Raw genomic sequence first — 17,858 nt, 5'->3', positions numbered from 1 at the left:
GACGGCCGCGAGGGAGACCGCACCGGCGGCGGCGACCGCGAACCGCAGCCCGCGCGAGGCGGACCGCTCCCCCACGGGGTGGATGCGGAAGCCCTGTTCGTCGGGGACGGCCGCGTGGGCCGGTACCGCGGGGACGTAGCCGAAGGCGAAGCGGTCGGGGTCGCGCACGCCGAAGACCCCGGCGTCGGGGCCGGGTCCGAAGGGGCCGCCGGGCAGCCGGTCCCCGCTGTCGGGGCCGCCGCCGGGCAGACCCTGGAGGCGGGCGAGGAAGCTCTCGGAGGGCGGCGGCGGGGCCGCCTGCGCGAACACGTTCTTCAGGCGTCGCTGCGCGTCCGCCTCCGCCTTGCACCGGCCGCAGGTGGCCAGGTGGGCGAGGACGCGCTCGCGCGTCTCATGACCGAGTTCTCCGTCGACCAGGGCGGAGAGCCGGTCTCCCAGATGCTGTTCCGCGAGGTGTGCCGTCGCGGGTTCGGGCCGGGATGCGCTCACGCGGGCGTGCCCCCTCCCCCCAGTGCGGGCACCGGGGACAGGAAGGAGCGGCGCTCGGCCCGGCGCGCCTCCGGCGAACGGTGGGCCAGGGCCTTGCGGAGCTGGGAGCGGCCGCGGTGGATACGCGAGCGGACGGTGCCGAGCTTGACGCCCAGGGTCGCGGCGATCTCCTCGTACGACAGCCCCTCGATGTCGCACAGCACGACGGCGGCGCGGAACTCGGGCGCGAGGGTGTCCAGGGCCTGCTGCACGTCCGCGTCGAAGTGGGCGTCGTTGAAGACCTGCTGGGGGGTGGGCTCGCGGCTGGGCAGGCGCTCGGCCGCGTCCTCGCCGAGGGCGTCGAAGCGGATGCGCTGCTTGCGCCGGACCATGTCCAGGAACAGGTTGGTGGTGATCCGGTGCAGCCAGCCCTCGAAGGTGCCGGGCGAGTACGTCGACAGGGAGCGGAAGACCCGGACGAAGACCTCCTGGGTGAGGTCCTCCGCGTCGTGCTGATTGCCCGTGAGGCGGTAGGCGAGGCGGTAGACCCGGCCGCTGTGGGTGCTGACGATCTCCTCCCAGCTGGGCGGAGTCCACGCCTGTGCGTCCGCGTCGGTGGCGAAGGTCGCGGTCTGGGAGTCGCCCGCGGCGATTCCGGCGGGACGGTCAGCAGCGGTGTCGGTCACGGATTTCGGCCTGCCCGACCCGAGGAAGCGCCGCAGCACTCCTCCCCGGTCCCCGGGCGTGGCCGCACCTCCCCTGTCGGCTCTGGTGGTGTCCAGTGGAGCCCCTACCATAGCCACCTCGCCCGTTAGCTCCGGATAAGCGGTTTTACGAGAATTTGACGCGCGGCGCCCCGGGTCATCCGGCTGCGTGCGCATGTGTTCCGCACCCTGCGTCACCCTTCGCCCCCGTCGCGTTCCGCCGGTCCGGCGGAACGCCGGCTCATCCTGTTGAACGCTCGGTCCCATCTGCGGGTTCCCGCCCCCAACGGATACAGTCACGCCGAGGCAATTACGGGGACAGGAGAGGGCCATTACCGGCAACCGGCAGACGAGCTGGGCGTTCGCCGACGCCTTTGTCGCCGAGGACGAACCGCTGCTCTGGGCCCGCGACCGGGCCCGGGACGCGGGACTGCGCTCGGTGACGCCCAGCACGGGTGCCGCGCTGCGGCTGCTCGCCGCCTCGGTGGACGCCAAGGCGGTCGCCGAGATCGGCACGGGCTGCGGCGTGTCCGGAATCCATCTGCTGCACGGAATGCGCCCGGACGGGGTACTCACCACCGTCGATCCCGAGCCGGAGCACCAGCAGTTCGCCCGGCAGGCCTTCCGCGCCAGCGGCTTCGCCAGCAACCGGGCCCGCTTCATCCCCGGCCCCGCCCTGGACGTGCTGCCCCGCCTCGCGGACGCGGGCTACGACCTCGTCTTCTGCGACGGCGACCGCCTGGAGTACTCGGACTACCTCGCTGAATCGTTGCGGCTCTTGCGCCCCGGCGGCCTGGTGGCCTTCGAGGGCGTCTTCGCGGGCGGCCGCACGGTCGACTCGGGCCCGCAGCCGACCGAGGTGCTGCGCCTGCGCGAGCTGCTCCGCACGGTGCGCGAGAGCGGGGAACTGGTGACCTCGCTGCTGCCCGTGGGCGATGGGCTGCTCTGCGGCGTCAAGCGCTGAGCGGGACCGCCGGGCGCCGGACCTGCGGGAACACCGGCGAAAAACGAGACGGCTCCGGTACCGCGAGCGGTACCGGAGCCGTCTGGAGATCGGGAACGCGTCAGACGACGACCTTCTTGAGGGCGTCGCCGAGCGCCTCGGCCTCGTCAGGGGTCAGCTCGACGACGAGTCGACCGCCGCCTTCGAGCGGAACGCGCATGACGATGCCCCGCCCCTCCTTGGTCACCTCGAGCGGGCCATCACCCGTCCGCGGCTTCATGGCCGCCATGCTCGTACCCCTTCCTGAAACCAGGCTCATCGTCTGCCGACGACCCCACGGAGGGCACCCGCGGTCCACTGAGGGGACGCGCGACACCGGCATCGAACACATTGCTTCCCAGCCATTATCCCGCATCGCAGGACCCGATGACCAACATCGGTCGGCATCGCTTGGGCAACGCGCGCGAGCAAAACCACTCAATTCGGGGATGTGCCTGCGATACTGCTCCGCCCCGCGGACGGTACCCGGACGAGTCCGTACCGGTTTTCTTTGACGCAGGTCACACGGACACCGCGGTCCAGAGGCGGCGATCTCCGCCATGCTGTCCTCGGACAAAGGCGTACCGGTCGGTACGTCACAGCCGCGACACCGGAGGGGACGCGCCATGGCCGACACCGTGCTCTACGAGGTGAACGACGGGCTCGCGACGATCGAGCTGAACCGTCCCGAGGCGATGAACGCCCTGGACATCGCGACCAAGAACGCGCTGCGGGAGGCGGCGGAGGCGGCCGCGGCCGACCCGGCGGTACGGGCGATCCTGCTGACGGCGGCGGGCGAGCGGGCCTTCTGCGTGGGCCAGGACCTCAAGGAGCACATCGGACTGCTGGCCGCCGACCGGGAGTCCGGCTCGGGGCAGACGATGAGCACGGTCCGGGAGCACTACAACCCGATCGTGCGGGCGCTGGTGGACGCGCCGAAGCCGGTGGTCGCGGCGGTGAACGGGGTCGCGGCCGGGGCGGGCTTCGGCTTCGCGCTCGCGGCGGACTACCGGCTGGTGGCCGACACGGCGTCCTTCAACACCTCGTTCGCCGGGGTCGCGCTGACCGCCGACTCGGGCGTCTCCTGGACGCTGCCCCGCGTGGTCGGCCCGGGCCGCGCCACCGATCTGCTGCTCTTCCCGCGCTCCCTGACCGCCCAGGAGGCGCTGGAGCTGGGCATCGCGAGCCGCCTGGTGCCCGCCGCCGAGCTGCGCGCCGAGGCCGAACGGGTCGCCCGCAAGCTGGCCGAGGGGCCGACGGTGGCGTACGCGGCGCTCAAGGAGTCGGTGGCCTACGGCCTGACGCACTCCCTCGCCGAGACCCTGGAGAAGGAGGACGAACTCCAGAGCCGCGCGGGCACCTCCGAGGACCACGCGATCGCGGTCCGGGCGTTCGTGGAGAAGCGGAAGCCGGAGTACCTCGGCCGCTGACCGGCGCAGGCCCGCTCAGGCGCCCCGTGTGACCCCTCTGGCGACGCAGGTCTCCAGGTGGTCGTCGACCAGCCCGCAGGCCTGCATCAGCGCGTACGCCGTCGTCGGGCCGACGAAGCGCAGCCCCCGCTTCTTCAGCGCCTTGGACAGCGCGGTGGACTCGGGGGTCACGGCGGCCACGTCCCCGAGGACCTTGGGCACCGGGCGTCCGGCCGGGTCCGGGGCGTGGGACCAGATCAGCTCGTCCAGCTCGCCCTCGGACCAGCCCGCGAGCACGCGCGCGTTGGCGATCGTGGCGTCGATCTTGGCGCGGTTGCGGATGATCCCGGTGTCGGCCAGCAGCCGCTCACGGTCCTCGTCGGTGAAGGCGGCGACCTTCTCGATGTGGAAGCCCGCGAACGCGGCGCGGAAGCCGGGCCTGCGGCGCAGGATGGTGATCCAGGACAGGCCGGACTGGAAGGCCTCCAGGCTGAGCCGCTCGAAGAGGGCGTCGTCGCCGTGGACCGGGCGGCCCCACTCCTCGTCGTGGTAGGCCACGTACTCCTCGGCGGACAGGGCCCAGGGGCAGCGGAGCCTGCCGTCGGACCCGGCCAGGGCGGTGCCGTCGCTCATCACTCCTCCTCGGAACCCGGCTTGTCCAGGCGGGTGGGCCCGGTGCCGCGGACACCGGCGAGCGCGGACTCCAGGTCGGCGATCCGGGCGTCGCGCTCGGCGAGTTCGGCCGCGATACGGCCGAGCGCGTCGTCCACGTCGGCCATGCGGTAGCCGCGCGGGGCCAGCGGGAAGCGCAGGCTCTCCACGTCGGCGCCGCCGACCGGGCGGTCCGCCGGGAGCGGGTCCGTCAGCCGCTCGGGGGCGGCCTCCGGGAGCGGGGTACTCTCCCCGCCGCCCACCACGGCGAGCGTCACGGCGGCCACCACGACGGCCAGCGCGACGACCAGGAACAAGAACATCAGCATCGCCAGGGTTCCCCAAGCTCGATGTGCCCGGCGCGGTGCCGGTGGCCCAATGTGTCTGGGTCCGATCGTGCCATGCGACGCTGACAGTCAGGGCCCACGGACCGTATCGCCGTGGGCGGGTGAGGAGAGGTCACAGGGGATGCTCAGGCTGGGCACGCGGGAATTCGGGCCGCACGAGCCGGTGGTGATGGCGATCGTCAACCGGACCCCGGACTCCTTCTACGACCGGGGCGCCACGTTCACCGACGAGGCCGCGCTGACGCGCGTGGAACAGGCGGTGGCCGAGGGAGCCGCGATCATCGACATCGGCGGGGTGAAGGCGGGCCCCGGCGAGGAGGTCACCGCCGAGGAGGAGGCGCGGCGCACGGTCGGCTTCGTGGCCGAGGTGCGGCGCCGGTTCCCGGACGTGGTGATCAGCGTGGACACCTGGCGCGCCGAGGTCGGCGAGGCGGTGTGCGAGGCGGGCGCCGACCTGCTGAACGACGCGTGGGGCGGCGCCGACCCCGGCCTCGCGGAGGTCGCCGCCCGTCACGGCGTGGGCCTGGTGTGCACGCACGCGGGCCGCGCCGAGCCGCGTACGCGCCCGCACCGGGTGGCGTACGACGACGTCATGGCCGACATCCTGGACGTCACCCTGGGGCTGGCCGAGCGGGCGGTGGAGCTCGGCGTGCCGCGCGAGTCGGTGCTGATCGACCCGGGGCACGACTTCGGCAAGAACACCCGGCACAGCCTGGAGGCCACGCGCCGCCTGGGCGAGATGGTGGCGACGGGCTGGCCGGTGCTGGTGTCGCTGTCCAACAAGGACTTCGTCGGGGAGACCCTGGACAAGCCGGTCAAGGAGCGGCTGATCGGGACGCTCGCGACCACGGCGGTGTCGGCGTGGCTGGGCGCGCGGGTGTACCGGGTGCACGAGGTCGCGGAGACCCGGCAGGTCCTGGACATGGTGGCGTCGATCGCCGGGCACCGCCCGCCCGCGACCGCGCGGCGGGGCCTGGCCTGAGCTGCGTCATCCCCAGGGACGGCGGGGCCGTCCCTGGGGATGCGTTCAGCGAGCCGCCTCCTTGGAGACCAGCGCGACCGCCTCGTCCACGTCGTCGGTGAGGTGGAAGAGCATCAGGTCCTTCTCGGACGCCTTGCCCTGGGCGACCAGGGTGCCGCGCAGCCAGTCGACCAGGCCCCCCCAGTAGTCGCTGCCGAACAGGACGATCGGGAAGCGGGTCACCTTCTGGGTCTGGACCAGGGTGAGCGCCTCGAACAGCTCGTCCAGGGTGCCGAGCCCGCCGGGCAGGACGACGAATCCCTGGGCATATTTAACGAACATCATTTTCCGGACGAAGAAGTACCGGAAGTTGAGTCCGATGTCGACGTACTGGTTGAGCCCCTGCTCGAAAGGCAGCTCGATGCCGAGGCCGACCGAGAGGCCGCCCGCCTCCAGGGCGCCCTTGTTGGCCGCCTCCATGGCGCCCGGACCGCCCCCGGTGATCACGGCCCAGCCGGCCTCGACCAGGCCGCGTCCGAGCCGCACACCCGCTTCGTACTCCGGCGAGTCCACCGGGGTGCGCGCCGAACCGAACACACTGATCGCGGGCGGCAGCTCGGCGAGCGTGCCGAAGCCCTCGATGAACTCCGACTGGATGCGCAGGACCCGCCAGGGGTCGGTGTGCACCCAGTCGGTGGGGGCGCGCTCGTCCAGGAGCCGCTGGTCGGTGGTGCTGGCCTGCACCTGGCCGCGCCGCCTGAGGACCGGACCGAGCCGCTGCTCGTCCGGCGGGCGCTTCTTCCCCTCGGGGTTTCCCGTGGCCATGTGCGCTCCCTCCACTTGCCGGTGTTTCGTCCTCAGCCTAGATCCGCATCCGTTACGGCGGGGGGACGTGAGCATGTCCGGGATGCGGCGCCGTGCGGTGCGGGCGTCACACCGTGAGCCACTGGGCGTTACGCGGTGAGCCAGCCGCGCAGCCGCTCCTCGCCCGCGAGGATCTTCGCGGTCTCCACGCGCTCGTCCCGCTTGTGCGCCAAGTGGGGGTTTCCGGGGCCGTAGTTGACGGCCGGGATGCCGAGCGCGGCGAAGCGGGAGACGTCCGTCCAGCCGTACTTGGGCATCGGGACGCCGCCCACCGCGTCGATGAAGGCGGCGGCGGCCGGGTGGGAGAGGCCGGGCAGCGCGGCGCCGCTGTGGTCGTCGATCACGAACTCCTCGACGCCGCAGTCCGCGAACACCTCGCGGACGTGCGCGATCGCCTCCTCCTCCGAACGGTCCGGCGCGTAGCGGAAGTTGACCGTCACCACGCACTCGTCGGGGATGACGTTGCCCGCCACTCCCCCGCCGATGCGCACGGCGTTCAGACCCTCGCGGTACTCCAGTCCGTCGATCACCGGCCAGCGGGGCTCGTACGAGGCGAGGCGGGCCAGGATCGGGGCGGCGGCGTGGATGGCATTGGAGCCCATCCAGCCGCGCGCGGAGTGCGCCCGCTCGCCCTTGGTCTTCAGCAGGACCCGCAGCGTGCCCTGGCAGCCGCCCTCGACCTGGCCGTCGGACGGCTCCAGCAGGACCGCGAAGTCCCCCTCCAGCCACTCCGGGTGAGCCTCCGCCAGCTTCTTCAGCCCGTTCAGCTCGGCGGCGACCTCCTCGTTGTCGTAGAACACGAAGGTCAGATCGCGGTTGGGCTCCGGAACCGTGGCCGCGATGCGCAGCTGGACCGCGACACCGGCCTTCATGTCGCAGGTGCCGCAGCCCCACAGCACGCCGTCCTCGTCGAGCCGGGAGGGCACGTTGTCCGCGATCGGCACGGTGTCGATGTGCCCGGCGAGGATCACCCGTTCCGCGCGGCCGAGAGCGGTCCGGGCGACCACGTTGTTGCCGTACCGCTCCACCGTCAGATGCGGCAGGGCGCGCAGCGCGGCCTCGACCGCGTCGGCGAGCGGCTTCTCCGTCCCGCTCTCGGAGGGGATGTCCACGAGCCGCGCGGTCAGCTCGGCGGCGTCCAGCGTGAGGTCAAGCGAGGTTTCGGCCATGCTCCCGACCCTAACGCGGGCCCCGTCCCCGTCCCCGTGCGAACGGGGTTGCGCACTCCAGTACCTTGTACGCGTGTCAGAGCCGTCCCCCACCCCTCCCAGGCGCCGCGGCCGTGTCTTGCGCATCTGTGCGGCGCTGCTCGTTTTGTCCGGTGTCGCCGCCTACCTCGTGGTGCAGTACGTCACCGGAGGCGGAGCCGCGCGTGGCTGCAAGGTGGTCTCGGCGACGGACGAACGGACGTCGTACGAGTTCACGCCCGAGCAGGCGGGCAACGCGGCCACCATCGCCGCCGTCGGCACCGGGCGCGGAATGCCGCTGCGGGCCGTGACCATCGCGCTGGCCACCGCGCTCCAGGAGTCCGGGCTGCGCAACATCCAGCACGGCGACCGCGATTCGCTCGGTCTGTTCCAGCAACGGCCCTCGCAGGGCTGGGGCTCCGAGGAGCAGATCATGGACCCGGCGTACGCGTCGGGCATCTTCTACGCCCACCTCGCGCGCGTGCCGGACTACACCGAACTCCCGCTCACCGTCGCGGCGCAGAAGGTGCAGCGCAGCGGCTTCCCGGAGGCGTACGCCAAGCACGAGTCGGACGCCACCCTGCTGGCCACCGCGCTCACCGGCTACTCGGCGGCCACCCTGACCTGCGACGGCCGCTCCATGCGGGCGACCGGCGCGGACGCGGGCCCGGACGCCGTACGGACCGCGCTGGTACGGGACTTCGGGCGCGACGCGCTCCAGGAGACCGGCGCGGAGGTGGGCGGTACGACCGTTCCCTCGCCCTCGCCGTCCCCGAGCGTGACCGCGACCGCGCGCGGTCGGACGGTGACGGTTCCGGTGCCGCAGGGCAACACGACGGACGCCAGCGGGCGCGACGAGCGGGAGCGGGGGTGGCAGCTCGCGCAGTGGGCGGTGGCCAACTCCTCCGCGCTGCGGATCTCCCGGGTGACGTACGCGGGACAGGAGTGGACCGCGTCCAACGGCGGGGGCAACTGGCATCCGGCGCCGGGCGCGGGCACGGCGGGGGCGGAGTCCTCCCCGGCGAGCGTGCGGATCGTCACCGGGCCGTAGTTATTGTCTTTTTACCTTGGGTGTCCGCAACCTTCGGTCGGTTCGCGCGGTAGTCACGGCGGAGTTCATCACCGTTGATTGGAGCGACCATGTCTTTGCCTGTGAGCCGTCGGATTGCCCGTGCCGTGCTTCTCACCGCCGTGGGTGCGGTGGCGGGAGTCGGTGTCGCCGGGACCGCGGGGGCGGCAACCCAGCACCCGTCCGCGACGCCCGGCCTGGGCGGCCTCAGCGCGCTGGACGGCGTGTCCCACCTCGCCGGCAACAAGGTCGTCCAGGACGCCGTCCCGGCGGCGGGCGCGGTCAAGAACGCGGCCCCGGCCGCGACCAAGGCGACGGGAACGGCCGGCGGCCTCCTCGGCAACGTCTCCAAGAGCGGCCTCCCCCTCGGCTGACACCAGCACGGCTGCCGCTGCTCCTGTGGGCAGTCGTTCCGCAGGGCGGAACGGGTGGGCACGGGAGCAGCGGCAGCCGGGCCCGGCTGGTTACGCCTTCAGCCGGAGGATCGCCTCGTCGATCCGCTCGTCCGTGGCCGTCAGGGCCACGCGGACATGCTCCGCCCCCGCCTCACCGTAGAAGTCCCCAGGCGCGACGAGAATCCCCAGCTCCGCCAGATGCGCCACCGTGTCCCAGCAGGACTCCCCCCGGGTCGACCAGAGGTACAGACTCGCCTCGCTGTGATCGATACGGAACCCGTGCGCGAGCAGAGCCTCACGCAGACGCGTCCGACGGGATTCATAGCGAGCCCGCTGCGAGCGCACGTGCTCGTCGTCCGCCAGCGCCGCCGCCATCGCCGCCTGGGTGGGCGCCGAGATCATCATGCCGCCGTGCTTGCGGATCTCCAGGAGCGGCATCAGGACGGCCGGGTCGCCCGCGAGGAAGGCCGCGCGGTAACCGGCCAGGTTGGACCGCTTGGAGAGGGAGTGGACGGCCACGATGCCGTCGTAGGAGCCGCCGTTGACATCCGGGTGCAGGACCGAGACGGGGTCGGCCTCCCAGCCCAGCTCCAGGTAGCACTCGTCGGAGACGAGCAGCACGCCGTGTTCGCGGGCCCAGGCGACGATCCCCTTGAGGTCCTCCGGGGAGAGGACCGCGCCCGTCGGGTTGGACGGGGAGTTCAGCCAGAGGAGCTTCAGGCCCTCCGGGTCGAGGTCGCGCGGGTCGTCGTAGACCTCGTAGTCCGCGCGGGCGAGCCGGGCGCCGACCTCGTAGGTGGGGTAGGCCAGCCGCGGGTGGGCGACACGGTCACCGGGGCCGAGGCCGAGCTGGGTGGGGAGCCAGGCGACGAGTTCCTTGGAGCCGACGACCGGCAGGACGTGGCGGTGGGTGACGTCACGGGCGCCGAGGCGGCGCTCCAGCCAGCCGGTGATCGCGTCGCGCAGCGCGGGCGTGCCCCAGACCGTCGGGTAGCCGGGCGAGTCGGCCGCGTCGGTCAGCGCCTGCTGGATCTGCGCGGGAACCGGGTCGACCGGGGTGCCGACCGAGAGATCGACGATGCCACCGGGGTGCGCGGCGGCGGTCTTCTTGTACGGCTCCAGCTTGTCCCAGGGGAAGGTGGGGAGCCGGTCGGAGACTGCGGACACGGGGCTTGCTCGCTTTCGTGGGTAACGGCGAACGCCTCGGCCCCGTACGGCGGCGAACTGGCCGTACGGGACCGAGGCGGTGCTGTCTTCGTGCGGGCCGCGCGGGAGCGGCCCCGGCGTCACTCGCCCTGCGGCGGCAACGCGGCGATGAAGGGGTGGTCGCGCTCGATCAGGCCCAGCTTGCTGGCACCACCGGGGGAGCCGAGCTCGTCGAAGAACTCGACGTTGGCCTTGTAGTAGTCCTTCCACTCGTCCGGGGTGTCGTCCTCGTAGAAGATCGCCTCGACCGGGCAGACCGGCTCACAGGCACCACAGTCGACGCATTCGTCCGGGTGGATGTACAAGGACCGCTGGCCCTCGTAGATGCAGTCGACCGGACACTCCTCGATGCACGCCTTGTCCTTGACGTCGACACAAGGCTGCGCGATGACGTAGGTCACGCTGTCGTTCCTCCTCGATAGGGCGCTGGCGGGCCTCCTCAGGCTCCGCCGCCTGGCGCGCGGGAGCGCGGCGTCGTCGATGCCCGCCCCTAGTATCTCCGTTCTGGGACGTGATCCGAACAGGAGGGGTGGACCGACCAGTGGAAATATCGGCGCCAGGACGCCTCGAGGTCCGAATTGCCCCTGCTGACGTGGGCAAACGGGTCTCGGTACGACGGTTGACGCAGACCGGGAGGCCGGGTGAGAAGTTCACCGACACGGTGGGTGTTCTCACATCATGGGACAACGGCGTGCTCATGATCACACAACGGGACGGCCGAACGGTACGGATCGAGGAGTCCGCGCTCGTCGCGGGCAAGGTCGTTCCGGCCGTTCCCGCACGTCGGCGCGGTCCGGCGGCCGGGTACGCGGAGCTGGCCGAGGTCGCCGCGCGGGCGTGGCGACCGGTGGAGAGCGAGTGGCTCGGACGGTGGCAAATGCGGGCCGCCGGGGGCTTCACCCGGCGGGCGAACAGTGTGCTGCCCCTGGGTGATCCGGGGCTTCCGCTCGACGCGGCCCTGCTCGCCGTAAGACGCTGGTACGACGAGCGCGGCCTGCCCGCCTACGTCCAGACCGCGAGCGGCCCCGACGGCGTGCCGGAGCCGCTGTGCGCGGAGCTGGCGGAGCGCGGCTGGACCCGGGAGGTCACGGCGGAGCTGTGGACCGGGGGCCTGGCGCCGGTCGCGGACCGGGCGGAGGGCGCCGGTGTGGTCCTCTCCCGCGAGGCGGACGAGGCGTGGCTCGCGCGGTACCAGCGCAAGGGAGTGAGCGACGTGGCCCTGCGGGTGCTCGGCCAAGGAGCCTCGGTGTGGTTCGCGACGGTGCCCGGCGCGGCGGGTGAGGCGCCCGCGGCGATCGGGCGGTGTGTCGTGGACGGACGGTGGGCCGGTTTCGCGGCCGTCGAGGTCGATCCCGCCCGGCGACGGCAGGGGCTGGCCACCGAGGTGATGGCCGCGCTGGCCCGGCGCGCCCTGGACGAGGGCGCCTCGGCGGCGTGGCTCCAGGTGGAGGAGTCCAACACGGGCGCGCGGATGCTGTACGACCGCCTGGGCTTCGCCCCGCACCACGCCTACCACCACTACCGGGCACCGGACGGCTCCGGCGCCGGGCGGCCGTAGGAGGCGTCGTGGACGGCCAGGAACCGGCGAAGCGCCCTCCGTACCTCCCGCCCCCGTACCCGCCGCCCGCCGAGCGGTCGGCGGAGCTGCGGCGGAGGTTCGCGGAGGAGGCCCGCTCGTCCCGTCCTGACCTCTCCGCGCTGTGCCTGCTGATCGGCGCGGAGGCGGACGGCTCCCTTGACGAGGCCGGGCTCGACGCGGCGCAGCTGGCGCTGGACGAGCTGGCCGGACGGGTGCCGTACCGCCCCGGCGGGCCGCGCGCGTGGGCGGAGGCGCTGGCCCGGCTGCTCGGCGAGGAGTGCGGGTTCCGGGGCACGGCCGGGGACTACGACCGGCTGGAGTCCTCCCTGCTGCACGAGGTGCTGCGGCGGCGGCGCGGGCTGCCGATCCTGCTGTCGGTGGTGTGGCTGGAGGTGGCCCGGCGGGCGGGTGCGCCGGTGTACGGCGTGTCGCTGCCGGGGCACTTCGTGGTGGGGTTCGGGCCCTCGGGCGGCGAGATGGTGCTGGCGGACCCGTTCGACGGGGGCCGGGTGCTGACCCGGGCGGACGCCGAGCTGCTGGTGGTGGGGGCGACGGGGGCGCCGCTGGACCCGGCGCTGCTGGTGCCCGCGACGCCGGTCGAGGTGGTCCAGCGGATTCTGAACAACGTACGGGCGTGGGCCGCCGCCCGCCCCGAGCGCTCCGACATCGCCCTGCTGGCCGTGGAGTTGGGGCTGCTGCTGCCCGCGCACCCGGCGCGGCTGCGCTACGACCGGGCGCGGCTGCTCGTGCAGCGGGGCGCGTTCACGGAGGGCGCGGCGGAGCTGGAGGCGTACGCGGAGCTGGTCGCGGTGGTCGATCCGGTGGCGGAGGAACGGGCGCGGGCCCAGGCGCGGGCGGCGCGGGCGCTGCTCAACTGAGGGCGGGGCCGGGGACGGGGGCGGGGGCGCGGGCTTCACAGCCGGGAGCGCTGAAAGCGGCGCTCACAGCCATCCCCTGCGGACGCTGCTCAACCGACGCGGGCGCGGACGCGGGCTTCACAGCCGAACGCGCTGAAAGCGCCGCTCACAGCCGGGAGGGCGGCCTACAGCCAGCCCTTCTCCCGCGCGATCCGCACGGCCTCCGCCCGATTCCGTACCGCCAGCTTCTGGATCGCGGTCGACAGGTAGTTGCGCACGGTCCCCTGGGAGAGGTGGAGGGTCTTGGCCAGCTCGGCGTTGGTGGAGCCGTCGGCGGCGGCGCGCAGCACCTCGCGCTCGCGGTCGGTGAGCGGGTTGGCGCCCTCGGCCAGCGCGGCGGCGGCGAGCGTGGGGTCGATGACCCGTTCCCCGTCGAGCACCTTCCGTACGGCGGCGGCGAGTTGGGCGGCGGGGGCGTCCTTGACGAGGAAGGCGTCGGCGCCCGCCTCCATGGCGCTGCGCAGATAGCCGGGGCGCCCGAAGGTGGTGAGGACGACGAGCTTCACGCCGGGGTGCGCGCGGTGCACCTGGGCCGCCGCCTCGATGCCGGTGCAGCCGGGCATCTCGATGTCGAGCAGGGCCACGTCGACGTCGTGCTCGGCGACGGCGGGCAGGACCGCGTCGCCACGTGCCACCTGGGCCACGACCTCGATGTCGTCCTCCAGGCCGAGCAGGGCGGCGAGGGCCTCGCGGACCATCGACTGGTCCTCGGCGAGGAGGACCTTGATCGTGCGCGTCATGCCCCGGATCCTACGTCCGCCGCGGTGGCCGCGGGGACGCGGGCGACCAGCCGGAAACCGCGCCCGGCCCGGCCCGCCTCCAGGGTGCCGCCGGCCTTCTCCAGTCGCTCGGTGAGCCCGGTGAGCCCGTTGCCGGGAAGCGTGCCGGAGCCGCCGGAGCCGTTGTCCTGGACGGTGAGTTCGAGGACCGGGCCGTCCAGGGTCTGGCGGCGCAGCAGCTCGACGGAACACCGGTCGGCGCCGCTGTGCCGGACCACGTTGGTGACGGCCTCGCGCAGGGTCCAGGCGAGCACGGCCTCGGCCTCCTCGGGGACGCCGGTGAGGTCGGGTTCCGCGGGGGTCTCGGCGGCGACCCCGGCGGCGGTGAGCGCGACCTGGGCGCCCGCGAGTTCGGCGGCGAGCCGGGGGCGCCGGTACCCGGTGACGGCCTCGCGCACGTCCACCAGCGCCTGACGGCTGACCCGCTCGATGTCGGCGACCTGCTGCGCGGCCTTCTCGGGCTGTCCGGGCAGCATCCGCCCGGCCAGCTCGCTCTTCAGGGTGATCAGCGAGAGGGAGTGGCCGAGCAGGTCGTGCAGGTCGCGGGCGAGGCGCAGCCGCTCCTCGTTGGCGGCGAGCTGGGCGACGGTGGCCCGCGCCTTGCGCAGCTCGACGGTGGTGCGCACGAGCTGTCCGACGCCGACCATCGCGAACCCGATGAGCACCACCAGGAGCAGCAGATCGCGGGCCTCCGCCTCGCCGGTGTGCAGCCCGACCAGGTACATCAGGGCCGCCGACGCCGGGATCGCCCAGTAGGTGGCCCGGGGTGGCAGGGTCGCCCCGCAGGCCACCGACAGGTAGACGAACAGGCCGAGCCAGGCGGCACCGAGGGTGTAGGCGAGGAGGGGAGCGAGGACGCCGAGGACCAGGAGCAGCACGATCACGAGGCGCCCGGAGTACGGCCTGCCCATGTTGCGGAAGACCAGGCTCAGATAGACCCCGACGAAGGCGGTCAGACCGAGCGCCCCGCCCCAGGTGGCGCCGGTGCCGTGGTGGCCGTCGGCCAGGTCCTGGACGGGCGAGCTGAGGAAGACCAGCCAGACGCCGATCCACAGCAGCTTCACCCACAGCTCGCGCCGGGTGCGCGGCGGCCGGCCCATGGGGTTGTCGAGTGCGTCGGACGTCTGCCGGTCTTCCGTCATGCCGCTCACGCCTTCAGCGTGTCCTTCCGGTACAGCCAGGCCGCCCCGCCCGCGAAGAGGACGAAGTAGACGGCGAGGATCGCGACGTCCCGCGCCTGCGGGGCCTGGCTCTGTTCGATCGCGCGTCCCAGGGCAGCGTACGCGTGCGTCGGCAGCCAGTCGGCGATGTCCTGGAGGAGCTTCGGGAAGCCGGTCGAGGGCATCCACAGGCCGCCGAGCAGCGACAGCGCGAAGTACACGATCATGGTGATGGGGCGTACCGCGTCCCCGGAGGCGAGGTAGCCGATGGCGACGCCGAGCGCGGCGAAGACCAGGCTGCCCGCCCAGATGACCCCCGTGAGGGCGAGCCACTGCCAGGCGTCGAGGCGTACGTCCTTCACGGCGGCGGCGACCACGAACACCATGACGATGGACGGCAGGCTCACCACGGCCGCGCTCGCGGTCTTGGCGAGCACATAGCCGTGGCCGGGCAGCGAGGTCAGCCGCAGCTGCCGTACCCAGCCGCTCTCGCGCTCCTTGGCGATGCGCTCGCTGTTGCCCATGAGGACGGCGGTCAGGGCGCCGAAGGAGGCCATGGAGACCATCAGATAGGTGGCCACGGTGAGGCCGCCGCTGCCCTCGACCTTGGCGTTCGGGCCGCCGCTGCTGGAGAAGATCAGGAAGATGACCGAGGGGTAGAGCACGGAGAAGAACAGGAACTTGCGGTTGCGCAGGGCGCGGGTGAGTTCGAGCTTGATCAGTGACTTCATGCCTGCTTGGCCTCCTCGGCAGTGGTGAGCGCGACGAACGCCTGCTCCAGGCCGAGTCCGGCCACTTCGAGATTGCGGGGGTAGACGCCGAGGCCGTACAGGGCGTGCACGGTGGCGTCGGCGTCGGTGGACTGGATGCGCACGGTCTGCCCGGACACGTCGAACGAGCTGAGGAACGGCAGTCCGGCGAGCGCGGTCTCGTCGATCTCGCCCTCCAGGTCGAAGGCGATGCGGCGGGCGCCCGCGCGGGCCTTGATCTCGGCGGCGGTGCCGTCGGCGAGCAGGCGGCCCCGGTGCAGCACGAGCACGCGGTCGGCGATGGCGTCGGCCTCTTCGAGGTAGTGCGTGGCGAAGAGGACGGTACGGCCCTGGTCGGCCTGCTCGCGCATGGTGGCCCAGAACGCCTGGCGGGCGGTGACGTCCATGCCGGTGGTGGGCTCGTCCAGGACGATCAGGTCGCTGTCCCCGGCGGTGGCCAGGGCGAAGCGGACGCGCTGGACCTGGCCGCCGGAGAGCTTGTTGACCTTGCGGTCGGCGATCTGCGTGATGCCCGCGCGGGCGAGCACGTCGGCGGCCTTGTGCGGCTTGGGGTGCAGCGAGCAGGACAGGCGGACCAGCTCGGCGACCGTCACGTCCTCCATCAGCCCGCCGCTCTGCAGCATGGCGCCGACCCGTCCGGCGGTGATCGCCTCGCGCGGGGTGGTGCCGAACAGGCGGACCGTGCCGCTGTCGGGGTTCTTGAGCCCGAGGAGCAGGTCGAGGGTGGTGGACTTGCCCGCGCCGTTCGGGCCGAGCAGGGCGACGGTCTCGCCGGGGTGCAGCGTGAGGGAGAGGCCGTCGACGGCCCGCACGCTGCCATAGGTCTTGGTCACCTGGTCGAACCCGGCCACCGGTGCGGGTGCGGTGGTGGCCGGGGGTGCCGCTGTCGTCGTCATGCCGACCATGGTGGCCGGAGGGGGTGGGGACGGGGCAGTGTCGGCGGTCCATGGTGCGGGATGACATCTGTCATGCGGATGGCGTGACGGCACGTGGGGGAGCGGCACATGTGGGCGCCGCCCGGGTGGGAGTGGCACGTGTGGGCGCGGCACATGTAGGAGTCGCACATGTGGGAGCCGCACATGGGCGGGCTGCACATGTGGGACCACCACCCGTGGGACCAACACCCGCGGGTACGGCGAGGGGGCCGCCCGGCGCTGTGCCGGACGGCCCCCTCGTCAGCCGTGGACCGCTAGTTGGGGTTCGTCTCGATGACCCCGGTCCGGTTGCTGGTGCTCAGCAGGGCCTGGCGCAGGGCGCCGTAGACGTCCTGGACCGTGACGGGCGTCTTCTGGCCGGTGGCCCGGGTGATCAGGACACCGTCGAAGGTCTTGCCGTACAGCTCCTTCAGGGCCTCCTGGTTGGGCGCGTCGACCAGCTTGCCGCCGGGGACCGCCTTGACCTGGAGGAACTTCCACAGGGAGTTCTGCGGGCTGAAGACGACCTGGTGGGTGGCGTCGGTGCGGACGGTCACCAGGCCCGACATCGCGGGCTTGGCGAACTCCTTCATCTCCCGGTCGACCTCGGCGTTGGAGACCGTCGGCTGCTTCTCGGTGGTCGGCACGGTCACCGGGATCGCCTCGCCGGTCTCGACCAGCGTGCGGTACGCCTGCTGGACGGCGTCGGTGGAGCGGGCCGCGTCGATGGCCCGGCCCGCCTTGCCGTACACCGGCACGGCCTTGCCCGCCTCGAACGTGATGCCGCCCTCGACGACCGAGCCGGAGCCGCCGCCGGTGTTCTCCAGCGCGGCCTGGAGCTTCTCCTCGTCCACCGGCATGACCGGGTCGACGACGCGCTTCTGGCCGAAGAGCGAGCCGATGACGGAGAGCGGGTTGTAGTCGCTCTTGGCGGCGTTGCTCACGGTCGCCTGGTAGTCGAACTGGAGCCCGGCCTTGTCCGGGGTGAGGGTGACGGTCTTGCCGCCCACCTCGAGCCGGAGCGGCTTGGCGACACGGCTGCCGAAGGCGTCGTCGAGCTTCTTGACCGCGTCGTCACGGGTGCCGCCGCCGATGTCGACGCCGAGCACGGTGGTGCCGCCGGGCACGTCGCTGCGGTTCATCAGCAGCCCGGCGCCGTAGGCACCGCCCGCGACGACGACCACGGCCGCGGCGACCAGGACGAGCTTGCTGCGGCCCTTCTTCTTCGGCTTGCCCTTGGCCTGCGGGGCCGGGGCGGGCGCCTTGGGCGCGGCCGAGCCGTCGGGACGGGCACCGGGCGCGAACGGGGTGCCCACGGTGGCCATGGCGCCCGTGCTGACGGTGGGTCCGGAGACACCGGGCGGCCGGTGGCCGTGGGCCGCCTGGGGCTGCGGGGTCAGGACCGCGGTGTCCTCGGCGAGGGCACCGGCGGGCGCGAACGGGCCGTCGCCGGAGACGCCGGGGGCGCGGAAGGCGGGCGGTCCGTCGAAGGGCTC

General features: G+C 72.9%; 20 protein-coding genes and 1 pseudogene. 7 read left to right on the top strand and 14 right to left on the bottom strand.

What is annotated here, in order from left to right:
- A partial coding sequence (locus GTW40_RS24465; protein WP_343245777.1) for an anti-sigma factor occupies nucleotides 1–489 on the bottom strand: 489 nt, incomplete at its 3' end.
- The gene (gene sigE / locus GTW40_RS24460; RefSeq protein ID WP_202486364.1) at nucleotides 486–1,265 is read right to left on the bottom strand and encodes an RNA polymerase sigma factor SigE; all 780 of its coding nucleotides are present in this window, start codon (nucleotides 1,263–1,265) and stop codon (nucleotides 486–488) included. The genes sigE and GTW40_RS24465, both read right to left, overlap by 4 nt.
- Before the next feature lie 172 nt (nucleotides 1,266–1,437).
- Between sigE and GTW40_RS24455 the strand changes: the two genes are divergently transcribed.
- The gene (locus tag GTW40_RS24455) at nucleotides 1,438–2,136 is read left to right on the top strand and encodes an O-methyltransferase (protein ID WP_161182334.1); all 699 of its coding nucleotides are present in this window, start codon (nucleotides 1,438–1,440) and stop codon (nucleotides 2,134–2,136) included.
- A 100-nt stretch (nucleotides 2,137–2,236) separates the two neighbouring features.
- Here GTW40_RS24455 and GTW40_RS24450 read toward each other — a convergent pair whose 3' ends face one another.
- A complete protein-coding gene (locus tag GTW40_RS24450) occupies nucleotides 2,237–2,404 on the bottom strand; it encodes a DUF3117 domain-containing protein (protein ID WP_018544333.1) in 168 nt (55 codons plus the stop codon).
- 376 nt (nucleotides 2,405–2,780) lie between these two features.
- Between GTW40_RS24450 and GTW40_RS24445 the strand changes: the two genes are divergently transcribed.
- A complete protein-coding gene (locus tag GTW40_RS24445; protein WP_161182330.1) occupies nucleotides 2,781–3,584 on the top strand; it encodes an enoyl-CoA hydratase-related protein in 804 nt (267 codons plus the stop codon).
- 15 nt (nucleotides 3,585–3,599) lie between these two features.
- Here GTW40_RS24445 and GTW40_RS24440 read toward each other — a convergent pair whose 3' ends face one another.
- Both GTW40_RS24440 and GTW40_RS24435 read right to left on the bottom strand, forming a co-directional pair.
- Nucleotides 3,600–4,196, bottom strand: coding sequence for a DNA-3-methyladenine glycosylase I (locus tag GTW40_RS24440; protein ID WP_161182329.1), 597 nt, complete (start codon nucleotides 4,194–4,196; stop codon nucleotides 3,600–3,602).
- A complete protein-coding gene (locus GTW40_RS24435) occupies nucleotides 4,196–4,543 on the bottom strand; it encodes a DivIVA domain-containing protein (RefSeq protein WP_161182328.1) in 348 nt (115 codons plus the stop codon). Before GTW40_RS24435 ends, GTW40_RS24440 begins: the two co-directional genes overlap by 1 nt.
- Nucleotides 4,544–4,682: 139 nt before the next feature.
- Here GTW40_RS24435 and folP point away from each other — a divergent pair, with 139 nt between their 5' ends.
- The gene (gene folP / locus GTW40_RS24430; protein ID WP_161182327.1) at nucleotides 4,683–5,543 is read left to right on the top strand and encodes a dihydropteroate synthase; all 861 of its coding nucleotides are present in this window, start codon (nucleotides 4,683–4,685) and stop codon (nucleotides 5,541–5,543) included.
- A 45-nt stretch (nucleotides 5,544–5,588) separates the two neighbouring features.
- On the opposite strand, the gene GTW40_RS24425 is transcribed toward folP, so the two are convergent.
- Nucleotides 5,589–6,347 carry a TIGR00730 family Rossman fold protein gene (locus GTW40_RS24425; RefSeq protein ID WP_161182326.1) on the bottom strand — a complete coding sequence of 253 codons (759 nt, stop codon included), beginning with the start codon at nucleotides 6,345–6,347 and terminating at the stop codon, nucleotides 5,589–5,591.
- A gap of 128 nt (nucleotides 6,348–6,475) precedes the next feature.
- Nucleotides 6,476–7,555 carry a succinyl-diaminopimelate desuccinylase gene (gene dapE, locus GTW40_RS24420; protein ID WP_161182325.1) on the bottom strand — a complete coding sequence of 360 codons (1,080 nt, stop codon included), beginning with the start codon at nucleotides 7,553–7,555 and terminating at the stop codon, nucleotides 6,476–6,478.
- Between the two features lie 73 nt (nucleotides 7,556–7,628).
- Between dapE and GTW40_RS24415 the strand changes: the two genes are divergently transcribed.
- Together GTW40_RS24415 and GTW40_RS24410 are read left to right on the top strand one after the other, a co-directional pair.
- On the top strand, nucleotides 7,629–8,624 hold the full coding sequence (locus GTW40_RS24415; protein WP_343245776.1) for a heavy metal transporter: 996 nt from the start codon (nucleotides 7,629–7,631) through the stop codon (nucleotides 8,622–8,624).
- An 89-nt stretch (nucleotides 8,625–8,713) separates the two neighbouring features.
- Nucleotides 8,714–9,016, top strand: a complete 303-nt coding sequence (locus GTW40_RS24410; protein WP_161182324.1) for a hypothetical protein — start codon at nucleotides 8,714–8,716, stop codon at nucleotides 9,014–9,016.
- 90 nt (nucleotides 9,017–9,106) lie between these two features.
- On the opposite strand, the gene dapC is transcribed toward GTW40_RS24410, so the two are convergent.
- The gene (gene dapC, locus GTW40_RS24405) at nucleotides 9,107–10,204 is read right to left on the bottom strand and encodes a succinyldiaminopimelate transaminase (RefSeq protein WP_161182323.1); all 1,098 of its coding nucleotides are present in this window, start codon (nucleotides 10,202–10,204) and stop codon (nucleotides 9,107–9,109) included.
- Between the two features lie 119 nt (nucleotides 10,205–10,323).
- A complete protein-coding gene (gene fdxA, locus GTW40_RS24400) occupies nucleotides 10,324–10,644 on the bottom strand; it encodes a ferredoxin (RefSeq protein ID WP_161182322.1) in 321 nt (106 codons plus the stop codon).
- Nucleotides 10,645–10,784: 140 nt separating this feature from the next.
- On the opposite strand from fdxA, the gene GTW40_RS24395 reads away from it, so the two are divergent.
- Both GTW40_RS24395 and GTW40_RS24390 read left to right on the top strand, forming a co-directional pair.
- Nucleotides 10,785–11,801 (top strand): GNAT family N-acetyltransferase, encoded by a 1,017-nt coding sequence (locus GTW40_RS24395; RefSeq protein WP_343245778.1) that lies wholly within the window; start codon nucleotides 10,785–10,787, stop codon nucleotides 11,799–11,801.
- A gap of 8 nt (nucleotides 11,802–11,809) precedes the next feature.
- The gene (locus GTW40_RS24390; RefSeq protein WP_161182320.1) at nucleotides 11,810–12,700 is read left to right on the top strand and encodes a transglutaminase-like domain-containing protein; all 891 of its coding nucleotides are present in this window, start codon (nucleotides 11,810–11,812) and stop codon (nucleotides 12,698–12,700) included.
- Between the two features lie 164 nt (nucleotides 12,701–12,864).
- Here GTW40_RS24390 and GTW40_RS24385 read toward each other — a convergent pair whose 3' ends face one another.
- The 5 genes and pseudogenes from GTW40_RS24385 to GTW40_RS24365 form a co-directional block, all read right to left on the bottom strand.
- The gene (locus GTW40_RS24385) at nucleotides 12,865–13,479 is read right to left on the bottom strand and encodes a response regulator transcription factor (RefSeq protein WP_161182319.1); all 615 of its coding nucleotides are present in this window, start codon (nucleotides 13,477–13,479) and stop codon (nucleotides 12,865–12,867) included.
- A complete protein-coding gene (locus tag GTW40_RS24380) occupies nucleotides 13,476–14,660 on the bottom strand; it encodes a sensor histidine kinase (protein WP_161182332.1) in 1,185 nt (394 codons plus the stop codon). The genes GTW40_RS24385 and GTW40_RS24380 overlap by 4 nt, the downstream gene beginning before the upstream one ends.
- A gap of 5 nt (nucleotides 14,661–14,665) precedes the next feature.
- Nucleotides 14,666–15,409, bottom strand: coding sequence for an ABC transporter permease (locus GTW40_RS24375; RefSeq protein WP_161182318.1), 744 nt, complete (start codon nucleotides 15,407–15,409; stop codon nucleotides 14,666–14,668).
- Nucleotides 15,406–16,344 carry an ABC transporter ATP-binding protein gene (locus GTW40_RS24370; RefSeq protein ID WP_202486361.1) on the bottom strand — a complete coding sequence of 313 codons (939 nt, stop codon included), beginning with the start codon at nucleotides 16,342–16,344 and terminating at the stop codon, nucleotides 15,406–15,408. Before GTW40_RS24370 ends, GTW40_RS24375 begins: the two co-directional genes overlap by 4 nt.
- A 293-nt stretch (nucleotides 16,345–16,637) precedes the next feature.
- Nucleotides 16,638–17,858, bottom strand: a pseudogene (locus GTW40_RS24365) (hypothetical protein); the annotation flags it as partial.

The organism is Streptomyces sp. SID4985 (assembly GCF_009863025.1).
Classification (GTDB): Bacteria; Actinomycetota; Actinomycetes; order Streptomycetales; family Streptomycetaceae; genus Streptomyces.
This window is presented reverse-complemented; position numbering and strand designations above follow the sequence as displayed.

Excerpts from the sequence above, each read along its gene's own strand:
- sigE (WP_202486364.1), bottom strand. The coding sequence starts at position 1,265 with ATGGTAGGGGCTCCACTGGACACCACCAGAGCCGACAGGGGAGGTGCG.
- GTW40_RS24375 (WP_161182318.1), bottom strand. The coding sequence starts at position 15,409 with ATGAAGTCACTGATCAAGCTCGAACTCACCCGCGCCCTGCGCAACCGC.
- GTW40_RS24440 (WP_161182329.1), bottom strand. The coding sequence starts at position 4,196 with ATGAGCGACGGCACCGCCCTGGCCGGGTCCGACGGCAGGCTCCGCTGC.
- dapE (WP_161182325.1), bottom strand. The coding sequence starts at position 7,555 with ATGGCCGAAACCTCGCTTGACCTCACGCTGGACGCCGCCGAGCTGACC.
- GTW40_RS24370 (WP_202486361.1), bottom strand. The coding sequence starts at position 16,344 with ATGACGACGACAGCGGCACCCCCGGCCACCACCGCACCCGCACCGGTG.
- GTW40_RS24385 (WP_161182319.1), bottom strand. The coding sequence starts at position 13,479 with ATGACGCGCACGATCAAGGTCCTCCTCGCCGAGGACCAGTCGATGGTC.
- GTW40_RS24425 (WP_161182326.1), bottom strand. The coding sequence starts at position 6,347 with ATGGCCACGGGAAACCCCGAGGGGAAGAAGCGCCCGCCGGACGAGCAG.
- GTW40_RS24435 (WP_161182328.1), bottom strand. The coding sequence starts at position 4,543 with ATGCTGATGTTCTTGTTCCTGGTCGTCGCGCTGGCCGTCGTGGTGGCC.
- GTW40_RS24450 (WP_018544333.1), bottom strand. The coding sequence starts at position 2,404 with ATGGCGGCCATGAAGCCGCGGACGGGTGATGGCCCGCTCGAGGTGACC.
- GTW40_RS24380 (WP_161182332.1), bottom strand. The coding sequence starts at position 14,660 with ATGACGGAAGACCGGCAGACGTCCGACGCACTCGACAACCCCATGGGC.
- GTW40_RS24445 (WP_161182330.1), top strand. The coding sequence starts at position 2,781 with ATGGCCGACACCGTGCTCTACGAGGTGAACGACGGGCTCGCGACGATC.
- folP (WP_161182327.1), top strand. The coding sequence starts at position 4,683 with ATGCTCAGGCTGGGCACGCGGGAATTCGGGCCGCACGAGCCGGTGGTG.
- GTW40_RS24410 (WP_161182324.1), top strand. The coding sequence starts at position 8,714 with ATGTCTTTGCCTGTGAGCCGTCGGATTGCCCGTGCCGTGCTTCTCACC.